We start from the raw sequence: 13,097 nt of genomic DNA, 5'->3' as shown, positions 1-13,097 counted from the left end.
TCAGTCCGGGGCTTTTTGCGTTCGCGCCCGTTCCCATAAAGGCCCCTGACCATGGAATTCCTCGCAGATCCAAATATCTGGATCGGCCTCGTTACCCTTATCGTCCTCGAAGTCGTCCTCGGTATCGACAACCTCGTTTTCATCGCGATCCTCGCCGACAAGCTGCCGCCGCATCAACGCCACAAGGCGCGGATCGTCGGTCTGTCGCTGGCGCTTGTCATGCGCATTCTGCTGCTGTTTTCGATTTCATGGATCGTGACGTTGACGCGGCCGCTATTTCAGGTCGCGGACTTCTCCTTCTCCGGGCGCGACCTCATCCTCATTCTCGGTGGTGCGTTCCTGCTCGCCAAGGGAACGATGGAACTGCACGAACGGCTGGAGGGCGCGCATAAGCCAAAACAGGGCAAGGTCGTCCATGCCGTCTTCTGGCAGGTGATCGTGCAGATCGTCGTGCTTGATGCCGTGTTCTCGCTCGACAGCGTCATCACCGCCGTCGGCATGGTCAACAATCTCTGGGTGATGATTACCGCCGTCTGCGTGGCCATGGCCGTGATGATGGCAGCATCGAAGCCGCTGATGAGCTTCGTGTCGAAACACCCCACCGTGGTCATTCTCTGCCTCGGCTTCTTGTTGATGATCGGCTTCAGCCTGATCGTCGAAGGTTTCGGCTTCCACCTTCCCAAGGGTTACCTCTATGCCGCAATCGGCTTTTCCGTGCTCATCGAGGCGGCAAACCAGATTGGCAGGCGCAATCGCGAAAAACGCATCACCGCCGGTGATATGCGCGAGCGGACGTCCGATGCCATTCTGCGGCTTCTGGGCGGCCGTGTCGGCGAAGAACAGTCCCTTGGCGAGACAGCCGACGTCATCGCGGCACAGGCGGCACGAAGCGACCTGTTCAAATCCGAGGAAAAGGACATGATCCGCGGTGTCCTTACGCTTGCCGAGCGCCCCGTTGTATCAATCATGACGCCACGGACGGAAATCGACTGGCTCGATGTCGACGCCGACCACGATACGCTAAGGAACCGCCTGCTGGAACTCGACCATTCCCGCCTGATGCTCGCGCAGGGCAAGCTGGATTCGTTCCTCGGTGTCGCCGCAACAAGGGACTTGCTACGCGATCTTCTGCATGACGGCAAATTGAACCTAGAGCGCTCGCTGCGCCAACCCCTCGTCGTGCATGAAAGCGCCACCGCGTTGCAGGTCATGGAGCAGCTGCGCAAATCCCCGCTCCAGATGGCCGTCATCGTCGACGAATACGGCACGCTTCAGGGAATAACGACGCCTACCGACATTCTCGAGGCTATCGCCGGCGAATTTCCGGATGAGGGCGAGGAATCGCAGATTTCGGAACGGGCAGAGGACGGTTCCTGGCTGCTGGACGGCGCTGTCGACGTGAGACGGGTATCCTATCTGCTGGACATCGATCTGGTGGACGAGGACGATCGTTACTCCACCGTCGCCGGCTACATCCTCTGGCGCCTCAATCGCCTTCCCGAGATCGGCGAACGTGTTTCCGGCGACGGGTTCGAGTTCGAGATCGTTTCCTGCTCGGACAGAAACATCGAAAAGGTCCGGGTCTGGAACACCGCGCTTCCCGAGGCGTGAGCTGGAAAAATCCCGAACCCGTTTCGAAGTGGCAACGTGACGTGCAAGCCACGGCACGTCTCCACATTTGCATCACCAAGCAAGCGGCCGACCGGTGAAAGCCGTCCTCCGCTCTAGTGGGCGGCATCGATCGTGGTAATCCAGCCGGCGGCGCGGCGGGCTGCTTCCGCAAGCACCGGTTTCGGCGCCTTGTACCATTCGTTTTCAGGCAGCTCACGCTTCACGCGTACGAAGCTGATGGCATCGTCGAGCGTCGGGAATTCCACCGGCAACGTCATATGCAGAAAGAGCGCAACAACGGCGACGGAACGCGAGCGGCCGCCTCGGCAATTGATCAGCACGCTGCCGCGCTCGCGCCGGGGATAGGACGGCTTGTCGGGCAGTATCTGTTCGAGCGCCGCCCGCAGGATGTAATGGGCCGCAACCATCTGGGTATCGGGATTTCCATCGCCGTCGATCAGGCCGATCTTGTAATAACGTATTTCACCGGGTCCATAGACGCTGCCTTCATGATCGGAAACGATCTGCGGCTGCTCCACGAAGTTGAAGTCGAGATTGACGGCGCAATTGACGACGGTGGTGATGCCGTTTTCACGCAGAAGCTTCAGATCGCTGGCGCCTTCCTTACCTGAAATGAAGAGATCGACGCCATAAAGAGGATGCCGCTCATAGATGCGGCTGAGCTTCGGCAATTCGCCGGTTTCCTGTTCGCGAGATAGGGTCTTTTCCGGTTGCGGCATGTCTTGTCTCCATCGGCGCCGATGTGGCGGCCGTCATGTCCTTGCTTGTTCAGGCGTTTGCAGCCGTCTGGCTTGGCGAGATCGCTGCCCTGGCTATGCGGCTTGCGGATATGGATCGCGCCACCCGCTGCAATGTCTGGTAATTCGCCCCCTCGCCCGTAGCGATATAGCCGGGGCAGAGAAAATCGGCCGACCCCTCCGCCACCTTCCCCAAGGTCAGCGGCTCGTATGTTCCCCCGGCATTCTTGAGAATGAGGATGGCTGCTGCCACGTCCCAGGCGTTGACGCCGAAGCCCGCAGCAGCATCTGTCCAGCCAGCCGCCACATGCGCGATGCTGAGTGCAGCGCTGCCGGGCCGGCGCAGCGTCGAGAAGGTCTCGACAAGCGCACCGAAATTGGAAAGCGCCGCATCCCGCCCATCCAGCCGGAAATCGCGCGAGACCGGATAGCCCGTGATAAGCGTCGCCCGGGTTTCATCTGCAACGCTGCGGGAGCGCAGCCTTTCGCCATTGAGATAAGAAGCCTCGAGGTCGGCGGAAAACATCTGGTCAGCCACGGGGTCGTACACCACGCCGGCAACGGCTTCCCCACCGATGACGGCGGCAATCGATACGCACCAGAAGGCAAGGCCACGGGCAAAATTCGCCGTGCCGTCAATCGGATCGACATACCATTGCACCTCGCCGTTGCCGATCTGCCCACCCTCTTCGCCCATGATCGCCGAATTCGGCTCCCGTTCGAGAATGACGGCGCGGATCGCGGCTTCGGCGCGTTTGTCGTGAATGGTGACGATGTCGTGGAGATCGACCTTGTAATCCACCGCCATATCAGAGCGGAACGCCACCAGCAGCGGATCGCGCACGGCACGCGCCGCCGCTTCGGCGATTTTCATCAGCCGCACCGAGCGGGAAAGCGCCTCCTCATTTCCAGATTTGTTTTCAGTTGAAGAAGGGCTTTGCATCGGCATATCCAGTCTGTTTTTTCGCAAAGGAGGGACCGGCGCGGCAGGACCGCGCCAGCCTGGATTATTTCCTGTAGTTGACGCGCCAGACATCCTGCCATTCCTCGCGACGATCGAAATCGTTGAGGCCGGTGGCGGACTCGTAACCCATCAGCCTGTCGGCAACCTTCATCAGCCCCGACGGCTCGTCAGCCGGCATCTTTATGTCGATATTGGTCGGAAGCTTGCCGTCCTTCATCTGCGGTGCGATGCCCTCTTCCGTCAGTATGTAGTGGACGAAGAGTTTCGCCATGTTCGGACTTTTGGTCTTGGAGGCGATGAGCCCAAGCTTGATGTAGGTCCAGCCGACCCAGGGATCGAGACCAGTGCAGAGGCCGAGCTTGTAGCCCTTGTCGGCATTGTCGCGGAACTTGGCAGAGCTGAGCAGGCCGAAGAAGGGCTGCTTCTGGCCGGGTGCGCCGACGGCCTCTGCCACCGGGTCATCGCCATCGGTGGCAAGCGGGCCGTTCTGCGCCAGCGCCTTGATCCAGGCTGCGGCCGCATCCTCTTCGATATCCTTGCCAAAATGGGCCTTGTAGGCGGCCGCCACCTTCTGGTTGCCGTGGGCTTCGAGCTGGTTGAACCAGTCCGTATAGGTGCTCTTGCTCAAGGGATCGACCATGGCGACCTTGCCTTTCCATTTCGGCTCGGTCAGTTCCCAGATGTTGGTCACCGGGCATTTATCATAGGCTTCCGTATTGTAAGCCCAGACATTGGCGTTGGTGGAGATTGCCAGCGGGTTCTGGAACTGCGCCGGTATTTTCGCAACCATGTCGCCCGGCAGGTAATTCTCGACAAAACCCGCCGGCAGAAGCTGCGCGAGCGCCGATGGCGCATCGGTGATCAGCACCACGTCGCCCTGCACATTGCCGGACTGGCTTTCGCGGATGATCATTTCCAGCTGGCTGTTGGCGGAAACCTTCACGCCTGTCGCCTTTAACCCGTATTTGGCGCTGAACTTGTCGGCCATCTCCACGATCTTGCCGGTGCTGTCGTAGATATTGATCGGCTTCTCCTGCTTCGCCGCCGCCAAGATCGCATCGAGATCGAAGGTTTCTTCGGCTGCAGCCCCCATTGCGGATAAGCCTGCAACGGCGATGGCTATCGCCGTCATCGGTAAAAATCTGCTTCTTCTCATCATTCCCCTCCCAAGGAAAAGGCAAGGCAGGCTCGCGCCTGCCCTGCCGTTATTTTTTGTAGTTCACACGCCAGAAATCCTGCCAGCCTTCGCGCTTGTTGAGGTCGTCGGCTGCTGTTGCGGCATCAAAGGCCATCAACTCGTCGAGATGATCGGCTACCCGCGATGGTTCGTCCGCCGGCAGACCGATTTTCGTGTTGCCGGAGATTTTGCCATCGACCGTCTGCGGCGCGATGCCCTCTTCCGTCATCAGATAGTGAAGGAAGAGCTTTGCAGCATTCGGGCTTTTGGTCTGCCCGGCAATCAGGCCGAAGCCGGGATAGAGGAACCCGGAAAACGGTTTGACGCCACTGCAAAGACCGAGCTTCAGCCCCTTGGCCTCATTATCGCGGTATTTCGCCGCCGAGGTGATGACGAAAAAGGGATCGGTCTGCCCCGGAGCGCCCGCCGCATCGGCAACCGTGCTCGAGTCCGTCAGCAGGGGAGCGTTCTCGGCAAAGGCCTTCACCCAGGCAGCCGTCGCGCTTTTTTCGCCCGTTTCCAGCTTCTTGCCGTAAAGCTCCTCATAGGCCTTGGCGACATCGGCATCATGATGGGTTTCGATCTGGTTGAACCAGTCGGCATAAAGCGGCTTGTCGAAGAGATCGAGCATGGCAAGCTTGCCCTTCCAACGCGGCTCCGTCAGCTGCCAGATGTTGGTGACCGGGCATTTGTCGTATTTCTCGGTATTGTAGGTCCACACATGCGGATCCGAAACGACCACGAGCGGATCGCGCAGCTTTTGCGGAATATCGCTCTCCATATCCGGTGGCGACCAGCTGGTGGCAATGCCTTCCGGCAGAAGTTCCCCCATGGCGGAGGCGACATCCGTTGCGACGCTGACATCGCCGACGACATTGCCGGCGCGATGTTCGCGGATCATCAACTCGACCTGAGTTGCCTCGTTCACTTTCTTGCCGCTTGCCTGCACGCCATATTTGGCGGTGAAGGCCTGTGCGGTGTCGACGATCTTGCCGGTCACCGCATAAACGGTGATCGGTTTTTCCTTCTTCGCGGCGTCGATGAGCGCATCGAGATTAAAGGCGTCCTGCGCGTGGGCAGCACCGCCAAGCGCCAGCGAGAAGATGAGGGAAAGAGCTGAAGCCGCCATCCGCCGCCGCCGCTCGCCACCATATCGGTTCTTGGTCATGATATTCACTGTGTCGGTCCCCCCGTTATTTCTTGTAATTCACGCGCCAGAAGTCCTGCCAGGTTTCGCGCGCATCCCAGTCTTCCAGGCTGGTGGCCATGCTGTAGGGCAGAACGCGGTCGAGCACGGCGCCGATACCCGAAGGTTCGTCGGCGGGCAGTTTCACATCTTTGTTGGTGGACATCTTCCCGTCGATCGCCTGCGGCGCGATGCCTTCAGCAGTCATGACGTAGTGAATGAAGAGCTTTGCAGCATTGGGGCTATCCGTGCCCTTGGTGATCAGGCCGACACCTGGATAAAGCCAGCCGATCCACGGCTTCAGCTCCTTGCAGAGGCCGAGTTTCATGCCCTTGTCGGCATTATCGCGAAACTTCGCCGAGCTGATGAGGCCCATGAAGGGCTGCTTCTGGCCAGGCGTGCCAACGGCTTCCGCCGCCGCTGCATCGGCATCGGTCAGCAGCGGCGCGTTGGCGGCAAGTGCCTTGACCCAGGCCGCTGTCGCGCTTGACTCTGCGGTCTCGAGGTCCTTGCCGTAAAGCGCCTTATAGGCCGCCTTCACCTCCCCATCGCCATGCTTAGCCATCTGGTTGAACCAGTCGACATAGGATGCCTTGCCGAGCGGATCCTGCATCGCCACCTTGCCCTTCCACTTCGGGTCGGTCAGTTCCCAGATATTGGAAACGGGGCATTTGTCGAAAAGCTCGGTATTGTAGGCCCAGACATTGGCGCTGGTCACGACGGTCAGCGGATCCTGATATTCCGGCGGAATATTGCCAGCGAGATCCGGCGGCAACCAGCTTTCGACAAAGCCCATTGGAATAAGCTGTGCCATCGCCGCCGGGGCATCGCTGATGATCGAGACGTCACCCTGAATATTGTTGGCCCGCGCCTCGCGGATGACCATCTCCAGCTGCGCTGTTGCCTTTACCTTCGCACCCTCCGCGCCCACGCCATACTTCTTGGCGAAATTCTTCGCCATTTCCACGATCTTGCCGGTGCTGTCATAGACGGTGATCGGCTTTTCCTTTTTGGCAGCCTCGACCAGGGCGTTGAGGTCGAAAGGCTCCCCCGCCTTCGCCACGCCGCCAAACGTTGCCAGAATTGCCGTTGCACACAGGAGACGGCTAAGGCCGCCCGTCATTTTCCGCTTCATACTGCTCCTCCTTCAGCACGCGATTGTCAGTCTTTTCGTCGTTTTCAGTTGTAGCTACTGCTCCTCAGCACGGCGTCTGCTTCGGTAATCCGTTGCCCCTTGGCATCGAACACATGCAGGGCGTCGGGAGGCACGTGGAAAAACACTCGGTCGCCACTATCGACGCGCGGCAGGGCATGGGTGGTCAGGAACAGCGTGTGGTTCTCGCTCCTCAATTCGAGAATCCAGCTGCCGCCCGTCGGAAGCACGCCGGTCACCGTCATTTCACCGAAGAGGCTGCCCTGCGGTACATCCTCAGACCTTGCCGTGTAACCCATCGCCTCTGGCCGCATGCCGACCGAGGCGATGCCGCGCAACTGCGGATAACGTGTTGCGAAATAAGCCTCCGCATTGTCGGCGATATCAGACACGCCGGGCTGGCCGAAGGTCAGAATATTGATCGGCGGACTGCCGACGAATTCGGCGACGAAGCGGTTGGCCGGACGGTCGTAGATATCGTTCGGCGTACCCATCTGCTGGAGCGTGCCCTCGTTCATGACGGCGATTGTCGTTGCAAGTGTCATTGCCTCCCACTGGTCATGCGTCACGAAGACGATGGTGGTCTTGAACTCCTTGTGCAGCCGCTTAAGCTCGGCGCGCATTTCCAGCCGCAGCCGGGCATCGAGGTTGGACAGCGGCTCATCCAGAAGGAGCACGCCGGGATTGACGGCAAGCATGCGGGCCAGCGCCACACGCTGCTGCTGCCCACCGGAAAGCTGTGACGGATAACGGTCGCGGTACTTGGCAATGTCGAGCGCCTGCATGACGCGCTCGACGCGTGCCTCCCGCTCGGCTTTCGGCAGCTTGCGCAGGCGCAGGCCGAAATCGGTGTTGCGCTCGATGGTCAGATGTGGCCAGAGCGCGTAGCTCTGGAAGACGAGCCCCATTTCGCGCTTTTCCGGCGGCACGAATATGCCGTCATTGACGGAATCTATCACCCTGTCGCCGACACGGATTTCACCGCCGGAGAGGTTTTCAAGACCCGCGATCATGCGCAGCGTCGTGGTCTTGCCGCAGCCGGAAGGGCCAAGCAGGCACATGAATTCGCCGTCGCGGATTTCGAGATCGAGATCGGAAACCGCATTTGCGGAATTCACGCCGTAGTTCTTCTGCGCCCCGCGCAGGTTGATGGTAGGCATCAGCTTCCAAGTCCTTCTGCAAGATTTGTGCGGGTCAGCTTCTGGGCCAACAGGGTACCGAAATAGGCAATGCCAGCGATGATCAGCACCACGGCGTTTGCGGCCTGCGTATAGTGGTAGTCGACCAGCCGCAGCGAATAGGTGGTCAGAACATCCGTGCTCGGCACCGCGAGGATCACGAACAGGCTCAAGCCCTTGATGCCCGAGATGAAGGGCAGGAGAACCCCCGTCACCAGCGATCCCTTCTGGATCGGGATGACGATCGAGACCATGCGGCGGAACCAACCGGCACCGGCGATCTGTGCTGCCTCTTCCGGGTCCTTTCCAAGCTGTGTCATGGCCGAGATACCGGCGCGCGAGGCATAGGGCATCTGGTCGGCAATCAGTGCGAGGATAAGGATCGTCACCGTGCCGTAGAGCGCCGGCATCGGCCCGCGCGGAACCGCAAAGAGCGAGAGATAGGCGGCGGCAAAGGCGATGCCGGGCACGAGATAGGGCAGGAACGTGACCTGACGCAGATAGACCGACAGGGCGCGCACCGGCGTGCGGATGACGACATACCCGACCAGAAGGCCGAGGACGCCAGATGTGAGCGAGGCAAGACCAACGATCATCATCGTGTTCTTCGCGGCTGCCCATAGATCGGGGCTTAAAAGAACGCCGGTCTGCAAGGCCACCGTGTTGAGATTGCTGCCGATCCAGTAATCGAGCGTGAAATTGTCGAACGTGAATTTGGCCGGCATCTTCATGACGGTCGAGAGAGCGAGGGTGAGCAAAGGCAGACCAACGCTGAGAATGAAGACAGCGGCCGCAAAGCCCGTTGCCGGAAGACGCATTTTGCCGAGGCGGCTTTGCCGGTTCATCGACCCCTTCGAGCCGATCGTCACGAAACGGCGGGCTTCGCGAACCAGGCGGGCATCGATCATCAGCGTGATGATGCCGATGAGCATGATCGAGGCCGCAACGACACCGGCAACACCGGTCTGGCGCGAGGCGATGCTGCGGAACAGCGATGTCGAGAGGACTTCGAACTTCACGGGAAGCCCGAGAACATAGGGTACGCCGAATTCGCCGAGGCACTTTGCAAAGATCAGCACCATGGAAGAGAGCAGCGCCGGACGCATCAAGGGCAGGATGACCTGCAAAGCCACCTGATAACGATGGGCGCCGAGAATCCGGGCCGAATCTTCCAGCTGCGAGTCGAAGCGGCGCAGCGCCGAGCCGAACAGCAGGATAACGAAAGGTGTATAATGCAGGGCAAGGATGATGGTGATCGGGAAGCGCCCATAGGCCACCCAGTCCGGCGGTGTCAGGCCCATCGCCTCGAACCAGCCGGGTTGGCCGCCAACGGTGCGGTTCTTGAACAGCGTCGTCCAGGCGAGAGCGAAGGTCCATGCGGGCAGCATGTAGGGCACGATCAGCGCGGTCGCGAACCAGCGGCGACCGAACATGTCCGTGCGGCTGATAAGCCAGGCAAGCACCGTGCCGATAACAAGCGAAAGCGCAATCGCCCCCAAAGCGACGGTGAGCGTGTTGAAGAGCGGATGCCAGAAAAGATCCGTTGCGACGGGCGAGAAGAACGCCCTGTCGAGATAATAGAGCGTGAGGTCACCGACATCCTTGCCAAGACGCCGTTCGTGGCCGAACTGGACACGGACGGCATCCAGAACGATAGAGATGATCGGAACGACGATCAGATAGGTGAAAAGTAACGCCGTCAGCACGCCGATGAGCGTCGTCGGCTCCCTGAGCGCGACCTTGAGGCGATATCGCCAGGCCTGCCATGCCGAAGGCGCGGTCGCCGGGGGACGCCCCAGTGCCTCCGCCTTCGTTGATTCGCTTAAAAGAGCCATTATTCCTCCCCATATGGCCGCAACATTGCTCGGACACGCCGGCAAGCATCTGCCTGCGCGCAACCTGCGGAACAGGCGGCGCGTGCGTCGAACATAAGCAATGCGTCAATGCTTCAGCAGCGGGCACATCAGGCCCGCGAGCAACGATGATCCAGCTCCTCCCGGAAACATCGCCGGCAAGCAAAATGTGGAATAAATATTCCATATAGCGCTTAACCTTGGAATGCATGATCCATCCTAAACGGCATTTTGTCAACGAAAAAATGCACACGTGATCATTGATATATGCCGTTGTTTTTAAACAGTTTTATTGAACTTGTTTTGCAAATTTTCTTATCGACGCACAAGCAGTCATTTTTTCCCGCAGAATGAGAATGGAAAGGACGATATATTTGCCGGCTAAAGCGAGAACCGCCTTCGCTCAGCAAGAGGCCTCGCAGCTGAAATATTTCGATTGGAATAGTCGGCCCTTATGGCCTGTGATATCAGACATGAGGTTTTGCAACGGGGAAGTTGAATGGCGAGAGGGTTCGTGACGGCCGAAGAGGTGGCGAAAAAGGCTGGTGTCTCGCGCTCCGCCGTCTCGCGCACATTCACCCCCGGCGGCAGCGTATCGAAGGCCGTCCGGCGCAAGGTGCTGAAAGCCGCGCATGAGCTTGGCTACCGCGTCAACCGTCTGGCCCAGGGCCTCAATAATGACCGATCCAATCTCATCGGGGTGGTGGGTGCCAATCTCAGCTCGCCGTTTATTTCAAAACAGCTCGACCTCCTCAGCATCGGCCTTCTGCGTCGCGGCTTGCAATGCCTGCTGCTGAATGCGGCCGATGCACGCAAGGATATCGCGCCGCTGATCGAACTGCTTTTCGAGTTTCGCGCCCAGGCCATCGTCGTACTCTCCGGCGAGCCGCCAGCCTCTATCGTAGACGAATGCATTGCCAATGGCGTGCGCCTCATCCTCATCAACCAGCGCCTCGACCGGACCGATACGAACATGGTGCTGAGCGACGATTCCCACGGCGCCGATCTCGCCGCCATGCGGCTTGTGGCGGCTAAATGCCGGAAGGTCGCGGTCGTTTCCAGCGGCAGCCAGACACCGGCACAGCTGCGCCGCGCCGGCGCTTTCACCCAGCGCATGAGCATCGAGGGTATCGAGGTCGTTCCATGGTCGGGCGGTCCGACGAGTTATGACAGCGGCTATCAGGCAGGCTGCGAGTTGCTGACGGACAAGACAATAGACGGCGCCTTCTGCGTGACCGATCTGCTGGCACTCGGCTTCATGGATGCAGCAAGGCTAGAGATGGGCCGCCGAATTCCTGAAGACCTGTCGATTGTCGGTTTCGACGATATTCCGCAGGCGGGCTGGAAAAGCTATCAGCTGACGACCGTTGCCCAATCCTTTGACGCGCTGACCGAGAAGGTCCTGACCGCCCTCGACAGCGACGAGCCCGAGACCCGGCTTCAGGTCGTGCCCGTTGAGATGGTCGAGAGGATCACCGCGCGCTAGAAGAGCACTCCCGGGCAAAAACCACAGCGTCGTTTTACTGGCATGGCTTCAACCCGCCTGCTTGATCCGGCTTTCGATCAGGAGACCGCTTTCATCGAGGATCGGATGTGCGACGGCGGCGATATGGGCGTTGATGCGCTTCAGATCGCGCAACATGTCGAGATGCACTGAGCTTGTCTGGATGCTGTCGGTCAGGCCGTCGCGCAGGCGCTGGAGATGTCGCTCCGATGACTGTTTTTCCAGCCGTCGCACATCTTCCTTCACCTCCACCAGCCGACGGGCAAGGTCGGCATTGCGGGTGGCGAAAACGGATTGCGCCATGCGGATATTGTCGAGCGTGATGGAGAATAGACGTTCCAGCTCGCTTTTGCCATCATCGGAAAACCTGAGACCAAGATTGATCTTCTTGGCGATTTCCGGGCGGATGCCCTTCTCGATGATATCGCCGATATGTTCGAGATTGATGGCATATTCAACGATATCCATCGCACGTCGCTGATCCTTCTGGCACAAACCGTCCTGGCCCACCTTCGAGACATAGACCTTGATGGCATGCTGGATACTATCGACCCGGCCTTCCAGCGTACTGATATCATTGAGCTTGGAAAGATCGCTGTCGCGCATGGCGTCATTCGCCTGACGCAGCATGCGCTCGATCAGGTCACCAACCAGCATGACCTCGCGGCTTGCACCGGCAAGCGCCGCAACCGGTTGACCCAGATCATGACTGTCGAGATAGCTGCGGCGGCTTTCGACTCCCTCTTTTTCCGGCAGCAGCGCGGTCGTCATCCGCAGCAACAAAGGCGATAGCGGCCATGCGATCGCAGCAACAGCAAGATTGAAAAGGAGATGCGCATCGACCGCTAGATTGGCGTGCGAGAAAGGCGACATGTCGAGCAGTGCCGCGCCGTACCCGGCAAGAGGCAGGGCTGCGACACAGCCGGTGGTCCGGACGATGAGGTTGCCAAGCGCCACCCGGCGCGCCGCGACCGGCGCCTTCAACGTCGCCAGCACCGGCGGAACCGCGCCGCCAAGATTGGCGCCGAGTACCAGCACGATAACGAGGCTTGTTTCAATGCCGCCGCTTGCCGCAAGCGAGAGTATGAGGACGACGATGGCAAGGCTCGATGATGCCAGCACGGCCAGCACCGCGGAAAAGATCAACGCGACCGGCCAGGCATTGCCGAGCATGGAAATGAAGAGGTTAAGCGCCGGCGACTGCCGGATCGGATCCGTCGCCGCAGAAAGAAGATGCAGGGAAAGCAGCATCAGGCCGACACCGGCAAGGGCAGCACCCGCACCCTGCCTCTGCACCGACTTTCCACGCAATAGAATGACACCGGCAAGGATCAGCATCGGCGACAGCCAGCCAAGACCGAGTGCGACAATCCACGCGGTCGTCGCAGTACCCACATTCGCGCCGAGCAGCACGATTTGCGCCATCGCCGGTGCGATCAAGTCTTTTTCAACGAAGGAGGCAACCATCAGCGCCGTGGCTGTCGAACTCTGCAGGGCGATCGTCGCCACAAGACCGGCGATGAAGGAGCGAAACCCGCCCCGTGTACCGGCGGCAAGCCCGATGCGAAGCTTGGCGCCGAAGGCACGCGACATTCCGTCCTTGATCTGCCCAAGGCCGAAAAGCAGCAGCGCCACCGCGCCGAACAGATTGATGCTGACAACGACCGATTCCAATAGATCACCTCGCCTGTCCTGCTTGCCGCCACTCTTCCC

10 protein-coding genes are annotated in these 13,097 nt (G+C 59.8%); 2 read left to right on the top strand and 8 right to left on the bottom strand.

Going from position 1 to position 13,097, the window contains the following annotated elements; genetic code table 11:
* The first annotated feature begins 51 nt into the window (after positions 1–51).
* Complete coding sequence (locus AC5SEO_RS15625; protein ID WP_065658462.1) at positions 52–1,611, top strand: TerC family protein; 1,560 nt, start codon at positions 52–54, stop codon at positions 1,609–1,611.
* 113 nt (positions 1,612–1,724) lie between these two features.
* Here the strand turns inward: AC5SEO_RS15625 and AC5SEO_RS15620 are convergent, their stop codons facing one another.
* From AC5SEO_RS15620 to AC5SEO_RS15590, 7 genes are all read right to left on the bottom strand, one after another.
* The gene (locus AC5SEO_RS15620; RefSeq protein WP_013762253.1) at positions 1,725–2,351 is read right to left on the bottom strand and encodes a dual specificity protein phosphatase family protein; all 627 of its coding nucleotides are present in this window, start codon (positions 2,349–2,351) and stop codon (positions 1,725–1,727) included.
* A gap of 49 nt (positions 2,352–2,400) precedes the next feature.
* The gene (locus AC5SEO_RS15615) at positions 2,401–3,318 is read right to left on the bottom strand and encodes an inositol monophosphatase family protein (protein WP_029658839.1); all 918 of its coding nucleotides are present in this window, start codon (positions 3,316–3,318) and stop codon (positions 2,401–2,403) included.
* A 58-nt stretch (positions 3,319–3,376) separates the two neighbouring features.
* Complete coding sequence (locus tag AC5SEO_RS15610) at positions 3,377–4,465, bottom strand: ABC transporter substrate-binding protein (RefSeq protein ID WP_035202364.1); 1,089 nt, start codon at positions 4,463–4,465, stop codon at positions 3,377–3,379.
* 73 nt (positions 4,466–4,538) lie between these two features.
* Entirely contained in the window at positions 4,539–5,639 is a 1,101-nt protein-coding gene (locus AC5SEO_RS15605; protein ID WP_495363899.1) for an ABC transporter substrate-binding protein, read from the bottom strand.
* A gap of 64 nt (positions 5,640–5,703) precedes the next feature.
* Positions 5,704–6,831, bottom strand: a complete 1,128-nt coding sequence (locus AC5SEO_RS15600; RefSeq protein WP_025595111.1) for an ABC transporter substrate-binding protein — start codon at positions 6,829–6,831, stop codon at positions 5,704–5,706.
* 44 nt (positions 6,832–6,875) lie between these two features.
* On the bottom strand, positions 6,876–8,009 hold the full coding sequence (locus tag AC5SEO_RS15595) for an ABC transporter ATP-binding protein (protein ID WP_003518184.1): 1,134 nt from the start codon (positions 8,007–8,009) through the stop codon (positions 6,876–6,878).
* Positions 8,009–9,862: an ABC transporter permease gene (locus AC5SEO_RS15590; RefSeq protein ID WP_003518186.1), complete on the bottom strand. Its 1,854-nt coding sequence runs from the start codon at positions 9,860–9,862 to the stop codon at positions 8,009–8,011. Before AC5SEO_RS15590 ends, AC5SEO_RS15595 begins: the two co-directional genes overlap by 1 nt.
* Before the next feature lie 517 nt (positions 9,863–10,379).
* Here AC5SEO_RS15590 and AC5SEO_RS15585 point away from each other — a divergent pair.
* On the top strand, positions 10,380–11,366 hold the full coding sequence (locus AC5SEO_RS15585) for a LacI family DNA-binding transcriptional regulator (RefSeq protein ID WP_003518188.1): 987 nt from the start codon (positions 10,380–10,382) through the stop codon (positions 11,364–11,366).
* Positions 11,367–11,414: 48 nt separating this feature from the next.
* Here AC5SEO_RS15585 and AC5SEO_RS15580 read toward each other — a convergent pair whose 3' ends face one another.
* Positions 11,415–13,058 carry a Na/Pi cotransporter family protein gene (locus AC5SEO_RS15580; RefSeq protein ID WP_035200110.1) on the bottom strand — a complete coding sequence of 548 codons (1,644 nt, stop codon included), beginning with the start codon at positions 13,056–13,058 and terminating at the stop codon, positions 11,415–11,417.
* Between the last annotated feature and the right edge of the window lie 39 nt (positions 13,059–13,097).

The sequence above is a fragment of the Agrobacterium sp. K11 genome (genome assembly GCF_059429395.1).
Note: the sequence above shows the minus strand (reverse complement) of the source record. Positions and strands in the feature narration are given on the sequence as shown.

What these genes read in the sequence shown, in the direction of transcription:
- AC5SEO_RS15625 (WP_065658462.1), top strand. Translation starts at nt 52, where the DNA reads ATGGAATTCCTCGCAGATCCAAATATCTGGATCGGCCTCGTTACCCTT.
- AC5SEO_RS15620 (WP_013762253.1), bottom strand. Translation starts at nt 2,351, where the DNA reads ATGCCGCAACCGGAAAAGACCCTATCTCGCGAACAGGAAACCGGCGAA.
- AC5SEO_RS15615 (WP_029658839.1), bottom strand. Translation starts at nt 3,318, where the DNA reads ATGCCGATGCAAAGCCCTTCTTCAACTGAAAACAAATCTGGAAATGAG.
- AC5SEO_RS15610 (WP_035202364.1), bottom strand. Translation starts at nt 4,465, where the DNA reads ATGACGGCGATAGCCATCGCCGTTGCAGGCTTATCCGCAATGGGGGCT.
- AC5SEO_RS15605 (WP_495363899.1), bottom strand. Translation starts at nt 5,639, where the DNA reads ATGGCGGCTTCAGCTCTTTCCCTCATCTTCTCGCTGGCGCTTGGCGGT.
- AC5SEO_RS15600 (WP_025595111.1), bottom strand. Translation starts at nt 6,831, where the DNA reads ATGAAGCGGAAAATGACGGGCGGCCTTAGCCGTCTCCTGTGTGCAACG.
- AC5SEO_RS15595 (WP_003518184.1), bottom strand. Translation starts at nt 8,009, where the DNA reads ATGCCTACCATCAACCTGCGCGGGGCGCAGAAGAACTACGGCGTGAAT.
- AC5SEO_RS15590 (WP_003518186.1), bottom strand. Translation starts at nt 9,862, where the DNA reads ATGGCTCTTTTAAGCGAATCAACGAAGGCGGAGGCACTGGGGCGTCCC.
- AC5SEO_RS15585 (WP_003518188.1), top strand. Translation starts at nt 10,380, where the DNA reads ATGGCGAGAGGGTTCGTGACGGCCGAAGAGGTGGCGAAAAAGGCTGGT.